This is a genomic window from Cryobacterium tagatosivorans (genome assembly GCF_004402215.1).
Taxonomy (GTDB): Bacteria; Actinomycetota; Actinomycetes; order Actinomycetales; family Microbacteriaceae; genus Cryobacterium; species Cryobacterium tagatosivorans.
The window spans coordinates 1-22,516 of record NZ_SOEZ01000016.1; the positions used below are offsets into that span (position 1 = coordinate 1).

The following is a 22,516-nucleotide window of genomic DNA, read 5'->3' on the forward strand; positions in this document are numbered from 1 at the left end:
CTCCGCCCCCGCGCCGCGTGCGGTCGCCGCGCCGTCCGCGCCGCGAGCCGCCCCGCGGCCGGTCGCCGCGCAGCCACTGCTCTTCTCGTTCTCCGACGAGGCCTGACGCCGGCGCATTCTATCGGCGGCGGGCTCGCGCCGCTATCCCGGGCGGCCCCGGCGGGGCCTGTGTTATCCATGAGCTATGACACGATTCCTCGGGGTTGATCTTGCCTGGGCCGAAGGCAGCGACGCCCGCCAAGCCAATGAAACCGGCCTCGCCTGCATCGACGAGACCGGCCGGGTCATCGACGCCGGCTGGGCGCGCGGCACGGAAGCCGTCCTCGAATGGATCGCCTCGATGGTCGAGCCCGGCGCGGTCCTGGCCATCGACGCGCCGCTGGTCGTGAACAACCCGACCGGGATGCGGCTCTGCGAACGGGAAACGGGCAGCCGGTACGGCCGCTGGCACGTCGCGGCCAACGCCTCGAACCTCGGCCGCCCCTGGCAGGGCGGCGTCTCCCTGCGCAAGCGCCTCGAATCCGCCGGGTGGACCTACACGGACGGGCTGGCCCAGCCGGACCCCGGCCGGCCCACCTTCTTCGAGTGCTACCCCTACACGACCCTCGTCGGTGCCCCGGAGTTCGGCTACGACGACAAGCGCCCGCGCTACAAGCGGATGGGAATGGCCCTGCCGATCCAGGACCGGCGCCTCGCCCGCGCGCAGGTCTGCGACGACCTGATCGAACGGATGTGGCAGCTGGCGGCGGCCTCCCCGCCGCTGAACCTGGCGTCGCATCCGATGACCGACATGCTCGTGACCGAGTGCTCCCCGCTCCTCGACCGGGCCTACAAGCACCGCGAGGACCTCATCGACGCCCTGATCAGCGCCTGGACCGCGTCGCTGTGGTGGCTCTACGGGACCGGGCGGAGCCAGGTCCTCGGGGCCGGGGACGTCCCGTCCGACGACGGTCACCGGGCCACGATCATCGCCCCGGCGCGGCCGGAACAGCGCCGCGATCCGAGCTTCGCCCGGCTCTCCGCACTGGGCTGAGGGGTCCGGCCCATGGTCTGGCGCGTCTCGCTCCTGGTCATCCAGGCCCTGGTCGTGCTCACCTCGCCCGCGTTCCCGGTTGAGTTGCGGAAAAAGTACCCTCAATTTCGAAATGAAGGTTCTTTTTCCGCAACTCAACCGGGAGCGATGGTCAGGGGGCGGGCGGAGCCTCCGGCGCCTGCGGCTCCGGCTCGACCGGCGGGAACTGGACCTCCACCGCGGCCCGGTCGGCCAGCTCCGGTCCGATCGAGTCCTGAATGGCGATGATCACCGGGCCGGGGGCACGCGCGAGCAGTTCGAGCACCTGCGCCACATCAACGTCGGCGTACGGGTCCTGGATGTCGAGGGCCTCCGGGCGGATGCCGAACAGCGAGTCGGCCTCGGTGATCAGCAGCACGGCGCCCTCGGCCTGGGGCTGGGCGAAGAGCTTCGCCAGCCTGCCCTCGGTCTCCACGAGGTAGGCGCTGACGATCTGGTCCAGCGGGACCTCGAGGATGGGCTTGCCCAGCGCCTGGGCGACGGAGACCGCGCCCACGTGCTTGGCCGCGTCGTCCGGTCCGCTGAAGACGGCGAGCTTTCCGGCTCCCGCCGCGCTCACCACGTCGCGGATGGTCCCGACCATGGCCGGACCTTCCGAGGCGTCCAGGGTGAACGCCGCCATCATCGCGAACGACAACTGCAGGGGCGAGGCGAACGCCAGCCAGAGCGCGCTCATCAGCTCGACCGTCATCGGCGTCGGCGTGAGCCACACCTGCAGAGTGTCCCCGGGCGCGACAGGCACCGCGAGGACGGGGTGCCGTTCGATGGCGGCCCGGGCGGTTCCATAGGCCTGGTGGCTGGCGGCGTCCGTGTCGGCATCGTCGCCGGGGTAGGCGGTGACGAGGTAGTGCAGCTCGGCGATCATCCGGCTCTGGCCGTGCCGGACGCTCTCCTCGCGGTAGCTGATCAGGCCGTCGCTGTAGAGGAACAGGTTCAGCGACGGGCCGCTGACACCGACGCGGGTCGAATGCGGGGTGCGTGCCGTGACCTGCAGGCCGATCGGCGGCGATGCGAGCAGCTCCTGGATGGCAGTGGTCGTTGCCGCAATCGCCTGGCCGTAGTTCGTCAGTGCTGACATCGGGGTCGACTCCCTTCGGCGTCCGCCGTAATTAGGTCCGACGCTACTCCGAGCGGCCGCGCCGGTCGAGTCCCCATTTCCCCGGGCCGGGTCGGCCCTCCCTCCCGCCGGCAGCCGAGGGGCGTAGCGTGGCAGCATGCCCCTGCGAACGTTCGGTCCCCGCCGAACCCGCATCGAGGCACGCACGGTCTTCGGCGTCGCCCGGGTCATCCTGGCCCTGGTCCTCCTCACGGCGCTCGTGGGCGACTTCGACTATGTGCTCGGATTCGCGACGTTCGTCACCAGCAACTTCTTCAGCTACTTCACGGTGCAGAGCGCCATCGCCGGGGTGGTCCTGTTCTTCACGTCCGCCGCGATCGCGTTCCGGCGCCCGGTCGACCCGCCCTGGCTCGACATCTTCCGGGTGCTGGTGACGAGCTACATGGTGGTCTCCGGAATCGTCTTCCTGAGCATCGTCATCCAGTCGTCGACCCGGGACTACACGATCGAGGTTCCCTGGTCGAGCCAGCTGCTGCATTTCTGGATCCCGGCCCTGGCCCTGCTCGACTGGATGCTCGACTTCGGCAAGGCGCGGCTGGCCTGGAAGCCGCTGGCCTGGATCGTCGTCTACCCGCTGCTCTGGGGCGCCTTCACCCTGGTCCGCGGGGCCTGGGTCGGCTGGTACCCGTACTTCTTCCTGGACCCCGTGCAGGTCAGCGGCCCCCTCGAAACCGCGCTCTACTGCGCGTTCGCGCTCGCCCTGATGGCCGGGGTCGCCGCGGGCCTGATCGCCCTGACGCGGCTGCGCTGGTCGCCCGGCTCGCCCGGCCGGGCAGCCTAGTTGTCGGGTTCGGGGGCGGGCAGCGCGAAGGGCTCGAGGCTCGCCAGAGCCTCCGCCAGAAAGTCGTCATCGCCGAGCTTGGCGAGGCGGATGGCGTCGTCAGCGGCCACCACGCCCATCAGCACCGCCTCGCCGGTGAGCGGCTCCAGGTTCACCCAGTCCTGGAAGCCGGAGTCGCCGCCGACGACGGACCAGAGCGTGGAATCCGCGTCCCAGAACGGTTTCTCGAAACGAAGCCAGATCTTGTCGAGAAGGCCCATCCCGAGCGCGGCGATGGCGCCGCGGTGCTCGAACGGCAGCGGCGGCGCGAACTCGAGCGCGTCGGTCTTCAGCACGCCCAGCGGGACGGTGACGATCACCCGGTCGGCCCCGAGGGACTCCCCGGTTTCCAACCGCAGGCTGACGCCCTCGTCGGTGTAGGCGATCCGTCGCACCGCGCTCGAGGCGAGCAGGTCGAGGTCGGCGGCGGCCTCGGTCAGCAGGGTGGCGTACCCGCCGAGCACGATCCGGTCTCCCTGCCAGGTTCCGTCGTCCGGGGTGTCCTCGCCCGCCGGGTCCCGCGGCGCGTACCACGCCGAGACCAGGCTCGACTCCGCGCCGGAGGGCTGCTGGATCTCGGCGACGACGGTGTGGTCGAGCCAGTCGGCCTCGGAGACGCCCGTGTCGCCCGGTTTGTCGGACAGGTCGGCGGCCCCCGATTCGACGAGGGCCTGGGCGACGGACACGTCCTGCGGCTGGCCGGCGGCCCAGGCGATGGCGTCGACGACGGCATCCGAGCCGACCGTCGGAACCTCGACGACCGCGCCGCCGGGTGCGCGGGTTTCCGTGCCGGCCGGCACGGGGAGTGTGGTGACCCCGGCCGCCCGGAGGTCCTCATCCAGCCTGCTCGCGGAGGAACTGCGCACGAACGACGGTCCGAGCTCGATCGGGAAAGGCCAGTCCGGGTCGGAGACGGTGGCGATCCGTCCGCCGACACGCTTGCGCGCTTCGATCACGACGACGTCGTACCCGCCGTCGCGGAGCATCCGGGCCGCGGTGATGCCCGCCATTCCCGCCCCGACGACGGCGATGCGTTCGCCGGGGTCGGCGAGCGCGAGGACCTCCCGGGCGGCGCGGCGGCCCGAGTCACGGGCGCCCTGCACGGTTCCCGGCAGGTCGACCGAGGTGGCCTCACCCGCGAAGAACACCCGGTCCTGGATCGGGGTCGCCAGCGTGCTGCGATCGGCCGGCGTCGCCCCGACCGCCGTGAAGCTCATCGAGCCGCGCGCGAAGGGATCCTTCGACCAGGTGGTGCGGCGCATGGTCTGCGGCCGGGGCACGAGCCACGGCGATGGGGAGACCGACGGGGTCGGGCTGAGCGATGGCACGGGCGAGGGGCTCGTGCACGCCGCCAGAGCGAATATGGACAGCCCGGACGCCGACCCGATGAGGAAGGTCCGACGCTTCATGACTGTTACCGTTTCTCCGACCCGCCCGTTGCCGGTCTGAGTCAAAGCTACCCCGAGTGGCGCGCGCGGCGCAGTCGGCGTACCGTCTGACACAGGCATCAGCGATCCAGCCGCGTACACCAGCACGGGCACCGGCGATCCACCCGCTATCCCCCGTGGAGAGGAGCCCACCATGGGCTACACCTTCGACAGCGACCAGCTTCCCGAGCTGCCCGACCCCGGTCCCCGCGACGGGCGCCACGGCGTCGACCGCGACGAGGAGTACGACCCCTTCCCCGCGCGCCGGCCCGGCGCCGAGGGACGGGACACCCTGACGGTGAGCGTGGAGGTCGCCAGGCAGCACCTCACCGCGCTGCTGGGCCGGGTGGCGGAGGGCCAGGACGTCGTGCTGACCCGCGCGGGGCATCCGGTGGCCAGGCTCGTCCCGCCGGATGCCCCCGGGGCGTTCATCCTGACCGAAACGGTGGTCGCGGTGCTGCCGGCCGGCGGCGACCCGGAGAGCGCACGGGAGCCCAGGGCGAAGCGCGCGACGTTCTACAGCGCCGATGACGACCAGCTGCCGGCGCTACCGGACTCCGGTCCTCGGGACGGCAGGCACGGCGTCGACCGCGACCTCGGCTACCCATTTGGAGGCTGACAGGACGCGTTCGCGGGCGTAACATTCGCAGGAGGATGGGCGGCCGCCAGAAAGCGCCGGCACCGGTTGGCGCTCGGCAGCCCAGGGCTGGATGACGTCGATGATGATGAACATGACCATGCAGATGATGGAGATGCACGCCAAGGACATGCCCATGCCGGGCATGGACATGGCGATGATGCAGGAGTGTATCGAGGCCTGCTCCGCCTGTGAGCAGGCATGCACGATGTGCGCCGATTCGATGATGGGCGCAGAAATGGCCCGGTGCGCCGGCCTGTGCATGAACACGGCCGACATGTGCAACGCCACGATGCGGATGATGATGCGCCCTCACGGCATGCACGCCGAAAGCGCCATGGCGATGATGCAGGCGACCATGGTGATGTGCACGGCCTCGGCCGAGGAGTGCATGATGCACGCCGAGATGAGCGAGGACTGCCGCATGTGCGCCGAGGCCTGCCGTCAGTGTGCGATGGCGTGCCAGAAGATGATGGACGCGATGAAGGGCATGATGACCGCTGGGTGAGCCGATCAGTCCCCCGTCAGTCCAGTGACGCGATCAGTCCAGTGACGCGACCAGGACGTTGATCCGATCCCGGCCCACGGCGAGCGCGTGGTACAGCGCGTGCACTGCGACCGGCTGGCCGAGCGTCACGGATGCGGTGAGGTCGGCGTGGTTCCAGAGCCACGCCGTTTCACCGGTCTCGAGCAGGTCGACGCCGATCCAGCCGCCGGCACTGACGTGGCTGATGAAGCCGTCGCGCCACTTGCTCGGCGTCGCCGCGGTGACCCGCTCCTGCAGGGCGTGCAGCGCGTGGCCGGCGCCCCGGTCCTGGCAGGATCCGCCGTCAGCGCCGGTGCACTGCATGACGTCGACTACTCCTGGTGTGAGATGTGACATCCTGACCTCCTGACCGATGCGTGGGCGAATTTGCTCTCCTTCGAGAGTAAGTTCAGCCCTTCCGCCTGTCACCCGCGACCGTCACACGGCGAAATCTGGGCGGCCGATCAGACGCCCGCTCAGGCGCCCGCGAAGAACGCGCCGATCGCGGCGGACAGCAGCACCGGGTCGTTCACGTGGCACATTTCCCGGGCCGAGTGCATCGACAGCAGCGCCACGCCCACGTCGACGGTGCGGATGCCCAGCCGGGTCGCGGTGAGCGGCCCGATCGTCGACCCGCAGGGCACCGTGTTGTTCGAGACGAACTCCTGGTAGGGAAGGTCTGCCGATTCGCAGGCGCGGGCCCACAGTGCCGCGCCGACGGCATCCGTGGCGTAGCGCTGGTTGGCGTTGATCTTGAGCAGCGGGCCGCCGCCGGCGATGGGCGTGTTCGCCGGGTCGTGGCGCTCGGGGTAGTTGGGGTGCACGGCGTGGCCGGCGTCGGCGGAGAGGCACCAGGAGTCGGCGTAGGCGCGCAGCCGCTCCGACGCGCCGGCGCCGAGGGCTGCGCCGATGCGGGTGAGGATGTCGTCGAGCAGCGGCCCGCTGGCCCCGGAGCGCGACTGGGAGCCCAGCTCCTCATGGTCGAAGGCGGCGAGCACGCTGATCTGCGCGGCGTCCTCCGGCGCGGCGATGAGCGCGAGCAGTCCGGCGTGCACCGAGGTGAGGTTGTCGAGGCGTCCGGCGGCGAACAGGTCGGACTCGGGGCCGAAGACCCGGGGGGCCGCGGTGTCGGCGGTGAGGATGTCGTAGCCGGCGACCTCCGCGCCGTCCAGCCCGGCGAGCCCGGCCAGGTGCCCGACGAGGTCGGCCTGGGAGCTGTCGCCGACGCCGAACACGGGGCTGAGGTGGCGCTGGCGCTGGAGGGTGAGGCCCTTGTCGTTGACCTCGCGGTCGAGGTGCACCGCGAGCTGCGGGATGCGGCAGAACGGTCCGGTGCGCACGAGGTGCTCGGTGCCGTCACGGGTGACGAGGCGTCCGGCGAGCTCCAGTTCGCGGTCGAGCCAGGAGTTCAGCAGCGGCCCGCCGTACACCTCCACTCCAGCCTGCAGCCAGCCCTGCGAGCCGAGCGTTGGCCTGGGCTTGAGCTTGAAGCCGGGCGAATCGGTGTGCGCGCCGAGGATGCGAAAGGGGGTGGTCGGGCCGGCGCCGGCCGGCTGCGCCCAGGCGATGACGGCCCCGTCGCGCACCACGTAGTGCCGGCCGGGCGCCGCCGGCCAGTGCTCGGACTCGTCGCGGCGGGTGAACCCGGCGTCGTCGAGGCGCCGGGCGACCTCGGCGGCCGCGTGGTACGACGAGGGCGAGGCCGTGATGAAGCGGGCGAAGTCGTCGATGTACGCGTGGGTCGAGGTCATGGGTCCATCCAACCACCTGCCCGGCCAGGCAGAATCTCCGAGGTTGGGAACCTCGGCACCCCATGTGGGCCGTGCCGATACCTGCGTAATCGTCTAACCGTCTAAACGCGGTGTTCGGATCCAAGCGCCACGAGAAGTTCGCCGATTTGGTGGTGACTTTCCAGGGGATGCCGAAGCGGCAGCTCCGGGTAGAGCTCGTAGCGGTTACGCCGTCCATCGCGTCGACGCGTGAGATAACCGTCTGCGACAAGTTCGGCGATGATGCGCTGGGCGGCGCGTTCGGTAATGCCCACCGCTCCCGCAATGTCCCGTAACCGCATACCGGGGTCTGTGGAGACACACAGCAGAACGTGTGCGTGATTAGTGAGGAAGGTCCAGTCGGCCACCTCCTCATCATAGGCGACACACGTTATATAATACACGCTATTGTTAGCATGCATTACTCAGCGCATATCGAGGAGGTTGGCCACCCATGGGGGTGCGCTTCGCCTGTGGACCACGAACAGAAACGAAGTGCTGTTGCTCGACATCGGCCTCAAAGGCGGCATCGAACTCGCAAGGCAGCCGTTCGCCAGCCTGCTGCCGTAGATACTGGCCGCGGTGGCCATGAGCCTATTTTGTCCCTGGTCGCATTCCCCATGCGGCGCCATCCGGGCCGCTTCAAACGGGCGGATGCGGCTTCGATCGCTGCCCACTACGGCTCGGTGGGTGTGGGCACTTACGCCGTGGCGGTGGCCGTCTCGGCAGCCGACAGATCGCCTTCGAAGGGCACATGCCGCTACTTCTGTCTTGCTGGAGGTGCCGGCCATTCTGGGGGGAATTGTTCTCGAGCGGGGTCTCTCGCGCGAGACGCGCTGGAGGTCGGTGGCCATGAGGTGCTCCTGGGGAAGGGCATCGTCCTGCTCCTGGGCGGACTGCTCATCGGCCGGACGGCCGGGTAGGACGGGTTGTCGTCGATCGAGCCGGGGGTCTTCGATCTATTGAAAGGAGTCCTCGCCCTTTTTCTGATGAAGATGGGGTTGATCACGGCGAAACAGGTGGGCAGTCTGCTCCGCCACGGACCATTCCTGAGCGCCTTTGCATTGGGATGCCGATCTTCTCGGCACTGGTCGGCACCTGGCTGGGATGGGTCCGCGGCGAGCGCTTCCAACATCGCGGCGCCGGCGGCCATGCGCTTTTCCGTGCCCGAGGTCAACCCCACGCTGTCGCTGGCCGCCGCGCTGGGAATCACGTTCCCGTTCGATGTCCTGCTCGGCATCCCGATCTCCCACGCGCTCGCCGCCCGTTTTCGGGCGCAGCACTACCACGACTACGCCATGATCTTGTCCGCGAGCGACATCGCCGTACTGCGACCGCAGAAGTTCTAAACCTCGATCCGATCGGTCGTATCGGACCGATGGATCGAGGCGGCGAGATTGCCGGCCCGTCAGGTGCGCGGCCGCACGACCAGGACGGGGCAAGCCGCGTGCCGTACGCACTGCTCGCTCACGGAACCGAGCAGCATCCCCGCGAGTCCGCCACGCCCGCGGGTTCCGACGACGAGCAGGCGGACGTCGCGTGAGAGGTCGATGAGGCTCTGCGCGGGGCTGGCGTGAACGGCGCGGTAGCTGACCGAAACCGCGGGATATTTCTTGACCGCGGTGCGCGTGTCCCGCACAAGTTCGTCGTGGACGGCCGCGGAATACTCATCGAACGACGAGACGTACCCGAAGTCCCAATTGGCCGGGCGTGGAGCCGTCGCGATGGACCAGGCCCGCACCACCAGGACGGGGACATGCAGCTGGTCGGCGAGTTCGAGGGCCGCGCCCAGGGCGTCATCGGCATAGTCGGATCCATCGTGTCCGACCACAATGCTGTTGCGCGGTGCGGGTACCAGTTCGCTGTTGTCGATCGCGTCTTCAGCGCTCATGGGTTGTTCTCCTTATCGGGGTGACGGCGATGCCGGCTCTTAGGTCGCTGGCGTGGTGGGAGGTGGTGGGATGATCGGTTGTGTGGGCAGCTGCGTGGCACCATGGCGGCGAGCCAGGCGGTTCATGGCTGCACACATGCTACGACTGCTCCCGGGCTGGGTGCCACTGCCCCCGTGGGTCATCAGGACTGTGTCGAATGCGACGCCGGTGCGGTCTAGTACCTGGTGAGCAAGACGCTCCAAGTCCAGCATCTCCTGCCGCCTCCGCACAACGACGCGTCGTGCGATCGCAGCGTCGGTCGTGAAACCGCAACGGGAGCGGGCAAGCGCGATCAACAGTCGCGCGCCTCCGCGTCGAGCCAGCACAGACGCCGCGGCGAGGCTCTGGGCGACGTCGAAAAAATCGGCCACGACGACGAGGCAGGTGGGTTGGGGAGCCGCGGTGGAGGCGGGAACACTGGATCCAAAAGGGAAAAAAGCAGGTGTCTCTCGATTGGACAACAACGAAATCCCTTCCTGCGCCAGCTCGGCTGCGCCGAGTCGGATACCTTCCAGTCGAACATGCTGGCCACATGAGCGTGTGCGGAAACCATTCAACGTACGTAACCAGATTAGCGAATTTCGCTTCTGGTGTCTATCCTTGGAAGGGAACGCGGATCTAATCTCGACGGACGACAGAAAGGTCACTAGTGCTCGAAGTCACCGCTCTCCGCTGGACGCTGACCATCGGACTCATTCTGGGGCTGCTCGCTCTGGACCTGGGTCTGGCCGCCGCCCGGCCGCACGTTGTCAAGTTCCGCGAAGCGGCAATCTCATCGGTCCTCTACATCGCGGTGGCGATCGTGTTCGGTCTGGTATTCGCCGCCCAGGTGGGCTGGGACTTCGGCGCGGAATACTTCGCCGGCTACATCGTCGAGAAGAGCCTGTCGATCGACAACCTCTTCGTCTTCGTGATCATCATGTCGACCTTCGCCGTCCCGCAGAAGTACCAGCAGAAGGTTCTCATCTTCGGAATAGTACTGGCCCTGGTCCTGCGAGCGATCTTCATCGCCCTGGGTGCCGCGCTGCTCTCGCTGTTCTCCTTCATGTTCCTGATCTTCGGTCTCGTGCTGATCGTGACGGCCGTACAGCTTTACCGGCACCGCAACGTCGACCCCGACGTGCGCGACAACGTGCTGGTCCGGGTGGCCCGCCGCAGCCTGAACGTCAGCACGGACTATGACGGCGGGCGTATGTTCACGCGCAGCGCCGGCCACCGCGCGGTGACGCCACTTTTCATCGTGCTGCTGGCAATCGGCAGCACAGACCTGTTGTTCGCGCTCGACTCGATCCCGGCGATTTTCGGTATCACCGACGAACCGTACATCGTCTTCACCGCCAACGCCTTTGCCCTGCTCGGGCTGCGGGCACTCTTCTTTCTCGTCAAGGGGCTCCTGGACCGGCTGGTCTACCTCTCCACCGGCCTGGCCCTCATCCTGGCCTTCATCGGCGTGAAACTCGTCTTGCACTGGGGGCATGGCCTGGACGACCGCGTGCCGGAGATCAGCACCAACCTCAGCCTTGGCGTCATCGCTGTCGTCCTGACCGTGACCACGATCGCCAGCCTCATCCGGGTCCGGCTCGACCCCACCGCACGCGCCCACGCCGGCTCGCTCACGGGAGAGCAACCGCACGACCCCGGAAGGACGGAGTAACCGCCCGGAACAGGGGAGACATCGTGACCTCCAAGCAAATCGCCGCGTCCAGGACCGCAGCCGAGCCGGTGCCGTGGCACAGCCTGGATCCGGAGACAGCCGGTCATCACGCTCATCCAGCAACAGTGGGTGGATTCGGGTGCCATCTTCCTGGTCCTGTGCATCAACGCTGCCCGGGGTTCGTGCAGGAGCGCAAGGCGTAAGCCGATGTGCGGGCGCTGCAATCCCTCTCGACTCCCTCCTGCCGGGTCCTGCGCGATGGCGCCGAACGAGTGGTCCCCGGACGCGACGTCGTGCTGTTCGAGAGCGGTGAGCGAGTTCCCGCCGACCTGCGACTCATCGAAGTGAACGGCCTCCAGGACGACGAGTCGATGAGGACCGGAGAGTGCTTCGCCGCGACGGAGCACGCGGATCCGCTCCCGCGCGAGGTCGTGGAAGCGGACAAGGCAAACGTTGCTTTCAGCGGCACGTTCGTGGGCAGCGGGCGCGGGAGGGGCGTCGTCATCACCGGCCCTGGCCGCTCACTGGGCCGTGATGACCTGGCCTGTCTCCGCCAGCGTGCTGGGGCTGACGCCACCCTGAACGCCTGGGAATGGCTCCTCTTGCATCGCCGTGGGCTCAGCGGTGTTGATCATTGTCAAGGCGGAAAAGGGCGTCCGGCGCTGGTCCCACCGGCAGTGACGTCGAACCGCACTGACGTCGAACCGACCCGACCCATGGGCCGATCTCATGCCACACGCCGAACGCGGGCGTCGCCTGCATAGTATGGGCACACAACGCCGCCGTGAGGAGTGCAACCGTGACCGAGATCGAGCCGCAGCACTCGCCCCGGTCAGCGCGCGAAGCCGTGATCTTCGACCTGGACGGCGTCGTCACCGACACCGCGTCGCTGCACGCGCTGGCCTGGAAGGCCCTGTTCGACGAGCAGCTTCCGCTGCTGTCCGCCGGCGCGGTGGCCCCGTTCGACGCCGGCGCCGACTACCGGCGGTACGTCGACGGGCGGCCGCGCGAAGACGGCATCCGCGCCTTCCTGTCCTCCCGCGGGCTCCGGCCGGAGCCTCGGCGGATCGCCGCACTCGCCGCCCGCAAGCAGGCGCTGTTCGAGGCCCTGATCGCCGGCGGGGTGCAGGGGTACCCCGGCACCGTCGCGCTGGTTCGCCGGCTGCGCGGGCACGGCATCCCCACCGCCATCGTGACCTCGAGCCGCAACTGCGCCGCCGTGCTGGCGGCCGCCGGGCTGACCGGCCTCTTCGACGTGCGGGTCGACGGCACGGATGCGGCCAGGCTGGGCCTGCCCGGGAAACCCGACCCGGCCCTCTTCCTCGAGGCGGCCCGGCAGCTGCGGGTCTCCCCCGGGCACGCCGTGGTCATCGAGGACGCCGAGTCCGGCGTGCGGGCCGCCTCCACCGGCGGATTCGGGCTCGTGATCGGCGTCGACCGCACCGGCTACGGCGACCGGCTCCGAGCGGAGGGCGCCGACCTCGTCGTCGCGGACCTCGGCGAACTCGACCTGCGCGACCTCGACCTGGTCCAGCCCAACCTCGACGGGGCGGCTGTCGGCTTCCCCGACCTGCAGCCGGGACCGGCCGCCGAGTTCCCCGGGTGGGCGGGCGGCGAATCCGGCAGCGACCCGTGGCTGCTGCGCTACGTCGGCTTCGACCCGGTGACGGAGGGACTGCGGGAGGCGATCTGCACCCTCGGCAACGGCTACTGGGGAACGCGCGGGGCCGCCGCGGAGGCGGATGCCGATGGCGTGCACTACCCGGGCACGTACTTCGCCGGCGTCTACAACCGGGTGCACACCCGGCTTGGCGAGCGGACCGTCGAGGACGAGCACCTGGTGAACGGCCCGAACTGGCTGCCGCTCTGGTTTCGGGTGGCCGACAACGACTGGTTCCGCCCGGGCGGCGCGCAGCTGATCAGCTACGTCCAGGAGCTCGACCTGCGGCGCGGGGTGCTGCGGCGCGACATCCGCTTCCGGGACGAGGCCGGCCGCACCACGCGGGTGACCTCGGACCGTTTCGTGTCCCAGTCCGCGCCGCGCCTGGCCGTGCTGACCACGACGTTCGAGGCCGAGGACTGGTCCGGTCCGATCACGGTCAGGTCAGCGCTCGAGGGTCGGGTGTCGAACCGGAACGTCGCCGCCGACCGGCTGCTCACCGGCACGCACCTCGTCCCCCGTACCGCGGCAGCGATCGACGAGGAGACGGTTCTCCTGGAGGTGGAGACCAGCCAGTCCGGCATCCACCTCGCGATGGCCGCGCGCACCCGGGCCCACCGGTCGGGCGACCGCATCCCGCTCGCCCGGCGACTGCTGGGCGACGGCGCGGGCTGGGTCGCGCACGAGTTCGAGGTGGACCTGGCGCCGGGGCATCCGGTCACCGTGGAGAAGACGGTCATCGTTGGCACGTCCCGCGACCGAGCCATCGCCTCGCCGGCCCGGGCCGCGGCGACGTGGATGCGGCGGCTGCCCGAGACGGAGCGGCTCGCCGCCGCCCATGAGCGGGCGTGGCAGATCCTCTGGGACGAGTTCGCCGTGCGCATGCACACCAGCGACCGAGCGTCGCTGGCGCTCAACCTGAACACGTTCCACGTGCTCCAGACGCTGGCCGCCGTCGATGCCGACCTCGACGCGGGCATGCCGGCCCGCGGCCTGCACGGCGAGGGCTACCGCGGCCACGTGTTCTGGGACGAGCTGTTCGTCTATCCGATCCTCACCCTGCGCCGCCCCGACCTCAGCCGCGCCCTGCTCGGCTACCGGTACCGGCGGCTGGGCGAGGCGAGGGCCGCCGCGAAGGACGCCGGTTTCGAGGGGGCGATGTTCCCCTGGCAGAGCGGCATCGACGGGCGCGAGGTGACCCCGACCGAGATCTTCAATACCCGCTCCGGCCGATGGATGCCCGACAACTCGCACCTGCAACGGCACGTCGGGCTGGCGCTCGCCTACAGCGTCTGGCAGCATTACCAGGCCACCGGCGACACGGAGTTCCTGATCCGCCAGGGCGCGGAGATCCTGCTCGAGGTGGCGCGCTTCTTCGCCAGCCTCGCCCGCTACGACGAGGCGGCCGACCGGTACGACATCGAGGGGGTGATGGGGCCGGACGAGTTCCATGACGGCTACCCGGGCTCCCCCGGCTCCGGCCTGCGCAACAACGCCTACACGAACGTCATGACCGCGTGGGTGCTGCGCCGCGCGGTCGAAACGGTGTCGCTGCTCGAGGGACGCTACTGCCGGCCGCTGTGGAACCGGCTGCGGCTGCGGCCCGAGGAGGTCGGCCGGTGGCAGCAGATCGGGCTGCGCCTGCGCGTGCCCTTCCACGCCGACGGCGTGATCAGCCAGTTCGACGGCTACGAGGACCTGGCCGAGTTCGACTGGCAGGGCTACGCGGAACGGTACGGATCCATCGCCCGGCTGGACCTGATCCTGGCCGCCGAAGGGGACAGCCCGAACAACTACCGGGTGTCGAAGCAGGCCGACGTGCTGATGCTGCTCTACCTGTTATCGGCCGAGGAACTGCGCGAACTGCTCCAGGAGATGGGCTACGCGCTCCCGCCGGAGGCGATCGTGCGCACGGTGGAGTTCTACGGGGCCCGCTCGACGCACGGGTCGACGCTGAGCAACGTCGTGCACTCCTGGCTGGAGGCCCGGCGCGACCGGGAACGGTCCTGGGAGTTCCTGACCCTGGCGCTGGAAAGCGACCTCGGCGACATCCAGGGCGGTTCCACCCACGAGGGGATCCACCTGGGGGCCATGGCGGGATCCGTGGACATGGTCGTGCGCTGCTACACCGGGCTGGAGTTCCGGGAAGACATGCTCTGGCTGCACCCGGCGCTGCCCGCGGAGCTGGCGCGGGTGGTCTTCACGATCAACTACCGGGAGCAGCCGATCCGGCTGGAGGTGACCGCGACCACCCTGCGGCTGCGGCTGCACGCCGGCGGGGCCACGCCGATCCGGGTCAGGGTCGAGGGCCGGGAGTCGCTGCTCGCGCCCGGCGAAACCCGTGACTTCGCCCTCGGCGCCCCGCCGTCCCCCGCCCGCTGACCCCGCCACCCCCTTCGCCGAACCGTGAGCTTGACACCTTCGTGGGGCCCGGGAAGGTGCCAAACTCACGGTTCGGCGAAGGTGGGCGGGGGCGGGCGCGGGTGGGCGCGAGCGGGTGGGCGAGGTCGTAGAGTCGATCCCAGCCCTCACCTCCCAGGAGATCCATGCCGCAGACGCCGCCCGTGTCGACCGCCGCACTGCCGCCCGGCCGACGCCGGATCCTGGCCTCCTATTCGCAGGACGCGGAGCAGGCATCCGCCTGGCTGCGCGAGACCCTGCACACCTTCGCGCGTTCCGCGGCGGACGCGCTGGAGCAGGCGGGCGCCGAGGTCGTCTTCGTGGACGCCGGCCGGTCCGCTGACGACCCGGTCGCGCTGGTCGCGAGCTTCGACGGCGTGCTCGTGCTCGGCGGCGGCGACCTCGACCCGGCGGCGTTCGGCCAGCCGCCCCTCGCCGGCAAGCTCTACGGCGTCGATCCGAGGGCCGATGCGTTCGAGCTCGCCCTGGCCAACGCGGCGATCGACGGCGGCGTCCCCTTCCTGGGCCTGTGCCGGGGGATGCAGGTGCTCAACGTCGCCCGCGGCGGCGACCTGGTGCAGGATCTCGGGCCGGGCACGATCCACAACGTCGAATCGTCGACGTCCACGATGACCGGGCACGACGTGCGCGTTCTTCCCGGAACCCTGCTGGCCGCGGTCTACGACCGTGAGCGGCTCGACATCCGCTCGGGCCACCACCAGGCCGTCGGCGGGCTCGGGGCCGGCTTGCGAATCTCCGCCGATGCGGCCGACGGCACGACCGAGGCGATCGAGGGGTACGCCGACGCCGGCGGCTGGACGCTCGGCGTGCAGTGGCATCCGGAGGATCCCGACGCGGACCCCGCCCAGCTCGCCACCCTCATGGCCGCGTTCGCCGCCGCCTGCGCCTGAGCCGCCCCGCCCAGCCCAGCCTCGCCTCGCCCTTTCGCCGAGCTGTGAGTTTGGCACCTTCGCGGGGCCCGGGAAGGTGCCAAACTCACGGTTCGGCGGGTGGGGGCGGCCGGGCGGTTGTCAGGGGGGTCTGGCAAGCTGAGCGGATGACCACCGACACGCGCGCATCCGCCCTCGAGGTCCTGCGCACCCTGGTCGGGCGTCCCGACGCCGACTTCCACGAAGGCCAGTACGAGGCCATCGAGACCCTCGTCGACCAGCGGCGCCGGGCGCTCGTCGTGCAGCGCACCGGCTGGGGCAAGTCCGCGGTGTACTTCGTCGCCACCCTGCTCCTGCGGCGCCAGGGCGCCGGGCCGACGATCCTCGTGTCGCCGCTGCTCGCCCTGATGCGCGACCAGGTCGCCGCGGCCGCGCGCGCCGGCGTGCGGGCCGTGTCGATCAACTCGTCCAACGCGCACGAGTGGGCCGACGTCCTGCGGAAGCTGCAGGCCGACGAGGTCGACGTGCTCCTCGTCTCGCCCGAGCGGCTCAACAACCCGTCGTTCCGCGACGAGCAGTTGCCCGCGCTGATCCGCCGCGTCGGCCTGCTCGTCGTCGACGAGGCGCACTGCATCTCCGACTGGGGCCACGATTTCCGGCCCGACTACCGGCGCCTGCGCGACCTGATCGCCGAGATGCCGGACGGCGTGCCGGTGCTCGCGACGACCGCGACGGCCAACAGCCGGGTGGTGACGGATGTCGCCGCGCAGCTGGATCACCGGGTCGGGGCGGGCGCGAGCGCGGGGATATCGACCACCGGGGTCCCGACCGGCGCGAACACCGAGGTCGTGACGATCCGCGGGCCGCTCGCCCGGGCATCCCTCCGGCTCGGCGTCCTCCGGTTGCCCGACTCGAAGGCCCGGCTGGCCTGGCTGCTCAGCCACCTCGCCGAGCTGCCCGGAAGCGGCATCATCTACACCCTCACCGTCGCCGGCGCCGAGGACACGGCCCGCCTGCTGCGCGAGGCCGGCCACGCCGTGCGCGCCTACACCGGCCAGACCGACACCGGCGAGCGCGAGGAATCGGAGGGCATGCTCAAGAACAACGAGGTGAAGGCGCTCGTCGCCACCAGCGCCCTGGGGATGGGCTTCGACAAGCCCGACCTCGGCTTCGTGCTGCACCTCGGCGCGCCCTCCTCCCCCGTCGCCTACTACCAGCAGGTCGGCCGCGCCGGCCGCGCCACCGAGAACGCCGACGTGCTGCTGCTGCCCGGGCTCGAGGACGAAGCCATCTGGCAGTACTTCGCCACCGCCTCCATGCCCAGCCAGCGCAAGGCCGAAGCCGTGCTCGGGGCGCTGCGCGACGCCGCCGGCGCGCCCCTCTCGACGCCGGCGCTCGAGGCCCGGGTCGACCTGCGCCGCACCCCGCTCGAACTGCTGCTCAAGGTTCTCGACGTCGACGGCGCCGTGCGCCGGGTGAAGGGCGGCTGGGTCGCGACAGGGCAGCCCTGGGTCTACGACAGCGAACGCTACGAGCGCATCGCCGCCGAGCGCGTCGCCGAGCAGCGCTCGATGATCGAGTACGAACGCACCACGGGCTGCCGGATGGAGTTCCTGCAGCGCGCCCTCGACGACGACACCGCCGTGCCCTGCGGCCGGTGCGACACCTGCGCCGCGCCCTGGTACCCGGCCGACGTCGACGAAGGCGCCGCCGCCACCGCCGCGCAGTCCCTCGACCGGGTCGGCGTGGCGATCGAGCCCCGCGCCCAGTGGCCCACCGGCGTCGCGAGCCTCGGCATCGACGTGCGCGGCAACATCCCCGTCGGCCAGCGCCTGTCCACCGGCCGCGCCCTCGCACGGCTGACCGACCTCGGCTGGGGCGGGCCGCTGCGGGACGTGTTCGCGCCCCAGGCGACGGATGCCCCCGCCAGCGCCGCCATGCTCGCCGCCTGCGTGCGCGTCCTGGCCGACTGGGACTGGGACGAGCGCCCCACCGCCATCGTCAGCATGCCGTCGCGGCGGCATCCGCTGCTCATCGACTCGGTCGCGCGGGCGCTGTCGGGCGCCGGCCGCCTGCCCTGGCTCGGCTCGCTCGACCACGCCAACGGCGGCCCGACGGGCACGCCGGGCGGCAACAGCGCCTACCGGCTCGCCAACGTCTGGGAACGCTTCGCGGTCGGCCCCGAGCTCACGGAGGGCCTCGAGCCTCTCGCCGGCCGACCGGTGCTGCTCATCGACGACAGCGCCGACAGCCGGTGGACGCTCACCGTCGCCGGCCGGCTGCTCCGGCAGCAGGGCGTCTCGGCCGTGCTGCCGTTCACCCTCGCGTTGAAGTCCTGACCCCCGGTCCCGCCCCGCGAAACCGCAGTTGTGCGCCCTAAAACGCCCGTTTAAGGCGCACAACTGCGGTTTCGCGGGAAGGGGACAGGCGAGCTAGGCGGATCCGCTCCAGGCGGCCGGCACGAGCGTCCAGATGACCTCGGCGCTCGTGTCGCCCGGGTTCTGCCAGGTGTGCGGCTCGCGCCCGGCGAACGTGGCGGTGTCCCCGGCGGCCAGGTCGACGGTCCGATCGGAGAAGCGCACCGTCAGCCGGCCGCTGATGACATGAACGACCTCGGTGTCGCAGTTGATCGTGTACAGCTTCTCGCCGCCGCCGGCCCCGGGTTCGAGCGAGGAGCGCAGCACCTGCACGCGGGACTGGCTGCGCGGCGTCACCAGGCGCTCGACCGCGCCGGACCCGCCCATGTTTATCAGGGGGGCCTCGGCCAGGGCGATGACCTCGATCTCGGCCTCCGCGAAGAGGGAGCCGACCGACAGGGACAACACCTGGCAGAGAGTGACCAGGGTCGCGACGCTGGGCGAGGTCTCGTCCCGCTCCACCCGGCTGATGAAGCCCTTGGTGAGGCGGGTGGCGTCGGCCACCTGATCGATCGTCAGTCCCTGCGCCCGCCGGGTCGCACGCAGCCGCGCGCCCACGCGGACGCGGTCCTCGGAGGGAGCTGGATGCACGGGTCTCATGGGACTCTTTCGTCGGAGCGGCCGGGCCATCATCTTGACAGGAAGCGACGCCGGCCTCAGAATCAGACAATGCTCGGGTTGCATGACAAACACTTTATGTTGCCTATGAGTATCCACCCTGGCCCCGCCTCGCACCATCCGCACACGCACGAAAGCAGGACGACCGATGGACACCACTGACCAGCCGATCGGCCCCGTCGACGCCAGCCTCGTGCCGCGCTACGCCGGAATCGCCACCTTCGCCCGGCTGCCCCGCCTCGAGGATGTCGGCCGAGCCGACATCGCGGTCGTCGGCGTGCCGTTCGACAGCGGCGTGAGCTACCGCCCGGGCGCCCGCTTCGGCCCGGCCCACGTGCGCGAGGCCTCCCGGCTGCTCCGCCCGTACAACCCCGCGCAGGACGTCGAGCCGTTCTCCACCCAGCAGGTCGTCGACGCCGGGGACATCGCCGCGAACCCGTTCAACATCACCGAGGCCGTGGCCCAGATCCAGGCGGCGGCCGCAGAGCTGACCGCCGACGGCAAGCGCCTGGTCGTCATCGGCGGGGACCACACGATCGCCCTCCCCCTGCTCCGGGTCGCCGCCGAGCGCCACGGGCCCGTCGCGGTGCTGCACTTCGACGCGCACCTCGACACCTGGGACACCTACTTCGGCGCCCCGGTCACCCACGGCACCCCGTTCCGCCGCGCCTCGGAGGAAGGCCTGATCGACCTGCAGGCCAGCATGCACGTCGGCATCCGCGGCCCGCTGTACTCCCGCGACGACCTCCGCGACGACGAACGCCTCGGCTTTGCGATCATCACGAGCGCCGAGTTCGAGACCGAGGGCCTCGCCCGCGCCATCGAACGGATGCTGGCCCGTCTTGGCGATCGCCCCGTCTACCTCTCCGTCGACATCGACGTGCTCGACCCCGCCCACGCCCCCGGCACCGGCACCCCGGAAGCCGGCGGCATGACCAGCCGCGAACTCCTGGCCATGATCCGCGCCCTCCGCGCCGTCAACCTGGTCGGCGCCGACGTCGTCGAAGTCGCCCCTGCGTACGACCACGCCCAGCTGACCGCCGTGGCCGCCTCGCACGTGGCCTACGAGATCATCTCGGCGATGACCCCCTCCCGCTAGCAAGCGCACCACCCGCGCCCCCGCACCACCCGCCCACCACACACCCGCACCCGAACACCCCGAAGGACAACGATGTCGACCAGCCTGACCACCCCCAACCCGGCCCCGGCCGCCGACAACGAGCGGCGGGGCAGCGTCATCGAGCAGCGCTCGATCGACTACGTCCCGAGGTCCGAGCGGCACGGCAAGGTCTGGCACCAGGGACCGTTCTGGTTCACCGGGAACTTCGTGCTCCCCACGATGGTGATCGGCTTCATCGGCCCGGCCATCGGGCTGAGCGTCTGGTGGACGGTTCTCGCGGTCGTCCTCGGCGCTTGCTTCGGCACGTTCTTCATGGCCTTCCACGCCAACCAGGGCCCCCGCACCGGGCTCCCGCAGATGATCCAGTCCCGCGCCCAGTTCGGCAGCCGCGGCGCCATCGTCCCGTTCGCGGCGAGCGTCTTCGTCTACGTCGGCTTCATGGTCTTCGACACGATCCTGGCCACCCAGGGCCTGCAGCTGGCCCTGCCGGGCGACAAGCTCTTCTGGTACCCGGTCCTGATCGCGCTCTCCATCGTCATCGCCGTCGTGGGCCACGACCTGCTGCACTTCATCCAGCGCTGGCTGACCTACGTGCTCGTCGCCGTGTTCGCCATCATCACCGTGCTGGCGATCGTCAACTTCGACGCGACAACGGTCACCGCGGCCGCCGGCGCCGCCGGCTGGGACGCGACGTCGTTCCTGGTGATGTTCTCCCTGGCCGCCGGCTACAACATCAGCTATGCGATCTACGTCTCCGACTACAGCCGCTACCTGCCGCAGGACGCCTCGGCGCCCAAACTCATCGGCTGGACCTACCTCGGCGCCGCGGTGTCGGCATCCTGGCTCATGTCCCTCGGCGCGCTGCTCGGCAGCAACATCCCGGATGCCGACGCGATCGGCGCCGTCAAGACCGTCGGCGACATGCTCTTCCCGGGGTTCGGCACCTTCGCGGTCCTCGTCTCCACGGTGGCGCTCATCTCGATCATGGGCGTCAACGCGTACGGCGCGATGCTCACCGGCACGACCGCCGTCGACGGATTCCGCAAGGTTCGCGCGACCGTTCGGTTGCGCGTGATCGGCCTCGCCATCGTCGGCCTTGTCACCCTCGCCATCGCGCTGCTCATCCCGGACAACTACCTGGGCAGCTTCAACGACTTCGTGCTCCTGATGCTGTACTTCCTCGTGCCGTGGACCGCGGTCAACCTCGTCGACTTCTACCTCGTGCGGCGCGGGAAGTACGCGATCGCCGAGATCTTCAACCCGCGGGGCATCTACGGACGCTGGGCCTGGCGCGGGATGGTCGCCTACCTGCTCGGTTTCGTCGCCATGATCCCGTTCTTCTACACCTCGTTCTATGTCGGGCCGGTCTCCGAGGCGCTCGGCGGGGCGGACATCTCGTTCGTCGTCGGGCTGGTCGTCTCCGGCGGGCTGCACCTCCTCTTCTCGCGAAACCTCGACCACGCCGCCGAGGCCGAGGCTCGCACCCGGAGCGAGCTCGAGCTCGAAGGCACCGCCGGCTGACCCCCTGACCGAGGCCGCAATCGGGAGTAACCGGAATAATCGCTGGCGCCGGGGCCTTGTTACGCTCGGACGTCGCCACTCGGCGATCGCACGCACTCGACACCGGTAAGGCCCCTAACCCCATGAAGCGTTCCCTCATCACCGCAGCAGCCCTCACCGTGATCGCCGTTTCGCTGGCCGGCTGCGCTGCAGGCCAGACGGGAACCGCCGGGAAGGCCACCGCCGGCGACGACTCGCTGACCGCGGTGCAGGACTCGGGCACCCTGACGGTCGGCACCGAGGGCACCTACCGCCCGTTCACCTTCCACGAGGGCGGCGCCGGCAAGCTGACCGGCTACGACGTCGAGGTCATCGAGGCCGTCGCGGCCAGGCTGGGCGTCGACGCGAAGTTCGAGGAAACGCAATGGGACGCCATCTTCCAGGGCCTCAAGGCCGGCCGTTTCGACGTGGTCGCCAACCAGGTCTCGATCACGCCCGAGCGCGTCGACGAGTATGAGTTCTCCACTCCCTACACTTACTCCGCGGGCGTCATCGTGGTGAAGAAGGGCAACTCGTCGATCACCTCCTTCGAGGGCCTGGCCGGCAAGAGCACCGCGCAGTCGCTGAGCAGCAACTGGTACACGCTTGCCGAGGAGAACGGCGCGAAGATCCAGGCCGTTGAGGGCTGGGCGCAGTCCGTCGCCCTCGTCGAGCAGGGCCGGGTGGATGCCACGGTCAACGACAACCTCACGTTCCTCGACTACCAGAAGCAGACCGGGCATCCGGCCTGAAGGTCGCCGCGACCACCGACGAGCAGTCCGAGAACGCCTTCGCCTTCGCCAAGGGCGACACCGCCCTCGCCCGCGCCGTGGACAAGGCCCTGGCCGAGCTGACCGCCTCCGGGGACCTCGCGAAACTCTCGGACAAGTACTTCGGGGCCGACGTCAGCCAGTAGACG

Annotated in this window: 21 protein-coding genes and 1 pseudogene; 15 read left to right on the plus strand and 7 right to left on the minus strand. The window is 70.1% G+C overall.

Annotated features, from left to right (window positions below; all coding sequences use genetic code 11):
- Positions 1-184 precede the first annotated feature (184 nt).
- A complete protein-coding gene (locus E3O23_RS03185; RefSeq protein ID WP_134488111.1) occupies positions 185-1,033 on the plus strand; it encodes a DUF429 domain-containing protein in 849 nt (282 codons plus the stop codon).
- Between the two features lie 151 nt (positions 1,034-1,184).
- On the opposite strand, the gene E3O23_RS03190 is transcribed toward E3O23_RS03185, so the two are convergent.
- Positions 1,185-2,150, minus strand: coding sequence for a Pvc16 family protein (locus E3O23_RS03190; protein ID WP_166790389.1), 966 nt, complete (start codon positions 2,148-2,150; stop codon positions 1,185-1,187).
- A gap of 136 nt (positions 2,151-2,286) precedes the next feature.
- Here E3O23_RS03190 and E3O23_RS03195 point away from each other — a divergent pair, with 136 nt between their 5' ends.
- Complete coding sequence (locus tag E3O23_RS03195) at positions 2,287-2,970, plus strand: Pr6Pr family membrane protein (protein WP_134488115.1); 684 nt, start codon at positions 2,287-2,289, stop codon at positions 2,968-2,970.
- Here E3O23_RS03195 and E3O23_RS03200 read toward each other — a convergent pair.
- Positions 2,967-4,418, minus strand: a complete 1,452-nt coding sequence (locus tag E3O23_RS03200; RefSeq protein ID WP_166790390.1) for a flavin monoamine oxidase family protein — start codon at positions 4,416-4,418, stop codon at positions 2,967-2,969. The genes E3O23_RS03195 and E3O23_RS03200 overlap by 4 nt on opposite strands.
- 172 nt (positions 4,419-4,590) lie before the next feature.
- Between E3O23_RS03200 and E3O23_RS03205 the strand changes: the two genes are divergently transcribed.
- Positions 4,591-5,055: a type II toxin-antitoxin system Phd/YefM family antitoxin gene (locus tag E3O23_RS03205; RefSeq protein ID WP_134488119.1), complete on the plus strand. Its 465-nt coding sequence runs from the start codon at positions 4,591-4,593 to the stop codon at positions 5,053-5,055.
- 112 nt (positions 5,056-5,167) lie between these two features.
- On the plus strand, positions 5,168-5,581 hold the full coding sequence (locus E3O23_RS03210; RefSeq protein WP_241983295.1) for a four-helix bundle copper-binding protein: 414 nt from the start codon (positions 5,168-5,170) through the stop codon (positions 5,579-5,581).
- 33 nt (positions 5,582-5,614) lie between these two features.
- On the opposite strand, the gene E3O23_RS03215 is transcribed toward E3O23_RS03210, so the two are convergent.
- The 3 genes from E3O23_RS03215 to E3O23_RS03225 form a co-directional block, all read right to left on the minus strand.
- Entirely contained in the window at positions 5,615-5,956 is a 342-nt protein-coding gene (locus E3O23_RS03215; RefSeq protein WP_134488123.1) for a hypothetical protein, read from the minus strand.
- A 119-nt stretch (positions 5,957-6,075) separates the two neighbouring features.
- Positions 6,076-7,350: a M18 family aminopeptidase gene (locus E3O23_RS03220; protein WP_134488125.1), complete on the minus strand. Its 1,275-nt coding sequence runs from the start codon at positions 7,348-7,350 to the stop codon at positions 6,076-6,078.
- A gap of 101 nt (positions 7,351-7,451) precedes the next feature.
- The gene (locus tag E3O23_RS03225) at positions 7,452-7,736 is read right to left on the minus strand and encodes a winged helix-turn-helix domain-containing protein (protein WP_134488127.1); all 285 of its coding nucleotides are present in this window, start codon (positions 7,734-7,736) and stop codon (positions 7,452-7,454) included.
- A gap of 252 nt (positions 7,737-7,988) precedes the next feature.
- Between E3O23_RS03225 and E3O23_RS18450 the strand changes: the two genes are divergently transcribed.
- Complete coding sequence (locus tag E3O23_RS18450) at positions 7,989-8,291, plus strand: sodium-dependent bicarbonate transport family permease (RefSeq protein WP_241983298.1); 303 nt, start codon at positions 7,989-7,991, stop codon at positions 8,289-8,291.
- A gap of 6 nt (positions 8,292-8,297) precedes the next feature.
- Positions 8,298-8,717 (plus strand): sodium-dependent bicarbonate transport family permease, encoded by a 420-nt coding sequence (locus tag E3O23_RS18455; RefSeq protein ID WP_241983296.1) that lies wholly within the window; start codon positions 8,298-8,300, stop codon positions 8,715-8,717.
- A 59-nt stretch (positions 8,718-8,776) separates the two neighbouring features.
- On the opposite strand, the gene E3O23_RS03235 is transcribed toward E3O23_RS18455, so the two are convergent.
- Positions 8,777-9,259: a universal stress protein gene (locus E3O23_RS03235; protein WP_134488129.1), complete on the minus strand. Its 483-nt coding sequence runs from the start codon at positions 9,257-9,259 to the stop codon at positions 8,777-8,779.
- 225 nt (positions 9,260-9,484) lie between these two features.
- Between E3O23_RS03235 and E3O23_RS03240 the strand changes: the two genes are divergently transcribed.
- The 6 genes from E3O23_RS03240 to E3O23_RS03265 all read left to right on the plus strand — a co-directional run bounded on the left by E3O23_RS03240 (position 9,485) and on the right by E3O23_RS03265 (position 18,242).
- Positions 9,485-9,835 carry a hypothetical protein gene (locus E3O23_RS03240; RefSeq protein ID WP_134488131.1) on the plus strand — a complete coding sequence of 117 codons (351 nt, stop codon included), beginning with the start codon at positions 9,485-9,487 and terminating at the stop codon, positions 9,833-9,835.
- A 113-nt stretch (positions 9,836-9,948) separates the two neighbouring features.
- A complete protein-coding gene (locus E3O23_RS03245; protein ID WP_134488133.1) occupies positions 9,949-10,953 on the plus strand; it encodes a TerC/Alx family metal homeostasis membrane protein in 1,005 nt (334 codons plus the stop codon).
- A 272-nt stretch (positions 10,954-11,225) separates the two neighbouring features.
- A complete protein-coding gene (locus E3O23_RS03250) occupies positions 11,226-11,717 on the plus strand; it encodes a P-type ATPase actuator domain-containing protein (protein WP_241983299.1) in 492 nt (163 codons plus the stop codon).
- A gap of 35 nt (positions 11,718-11,752) precedes the next feature.
- Entirely contained in the window at positions 11,753-14,995 is a 3,243-nt protein-coding gene (locus tag E3O23_RS03255; protein ID WP_241983297.1) for a beta-phosphoglucomutase family hydrolase, read from the plus strand.
- A 164-nt stretch (positions 14,996-15,159) separates the two neighbouring features.
- On the plus strand, positions 15,160-15,924 hold the full coding sequence (locus E3O23_RS03260) for a gamma-glutamyl-gamma-aminobutyrate hydrolase family protein (RefSeq protein ID WP_134488135.1): 765 nt from the start codon (positions 15,160-15,162) through the stop codon (positions 15,922-15,924).
- A gap of 146 nt (positions 15,925-16,070) precedes the next feature.
- The gene (locus tag E3O23_RS03265) at positions 16,071-18,242 is read left to right on the plus strand and encodes a RecQ family ATP-dependent DNA helicase (RefSeq protein ID WP_134488137.1); all 2,172 of its coding nucleotides are present in this window, start codon (positions 16,071-16,073) and stop codon (positions 18,240-18,242) included.
- A 93-nt stretch (positions 18,243-18,335) separates the two neighbouring features.
- Here E3O23_RS03265 and E3O23_RS03270 read toward each other — a convergent pair whose 3' ends face one another.
- Positions 18,336-18,920: a cupin domain-containing protein gene (locus tag E3O23_RS03270; RefSeq protein WP_134488139.1), complete on the minus strand. Its 585-nt coding sequence runs from the start codon at positions 18,918-18,920 to the stop codon at positions 18,336-18,338.
- Between the two features lie 166 nt (positions 18,921-19,086).
- On the opposite strand from E3O23_RS03270, the gene speB reads away from it, so the two are divergent.
- From speB to E3O23_RS03285, 3 genes and pseudogenes are all read left to right on the plus strand, one after another.
- The gene (gene speB / locus E3O23_RS03275) at positions 19,087-20,037 is read left to right on the plus strand and encodes an agmatinase (protein WP_134488141.1); all 951 of its coding nucleotides are present in this window, start codon (positions 19,087-19,089) and stop codon (positions 20,035-20,037) included.
- A gap of 72 nt (positions 20,038-20,109) precedes the next feature.
- On the plus strand, positions 20,110-21,579 hold the full coding sequence (locus E3O23_RS03280) for a purine-cytosine permease family protein (RefSeq protein ID WP_134488143.1): 1,470 nt from the start codon (positions 20,110-20,112) through the stop codon (positions 21,577-21,579).
- Positions 21,580-21,701: 122 nt separating this feature from the next.
- Positions 21,702-22,513, plus strand: a pseudogene (locus tag E3O23_RS03285) (amino acid ABC transporter substrate-binding protein).
- Positions 22,514-22,516 lie beyond the last annotated feature (3 nt).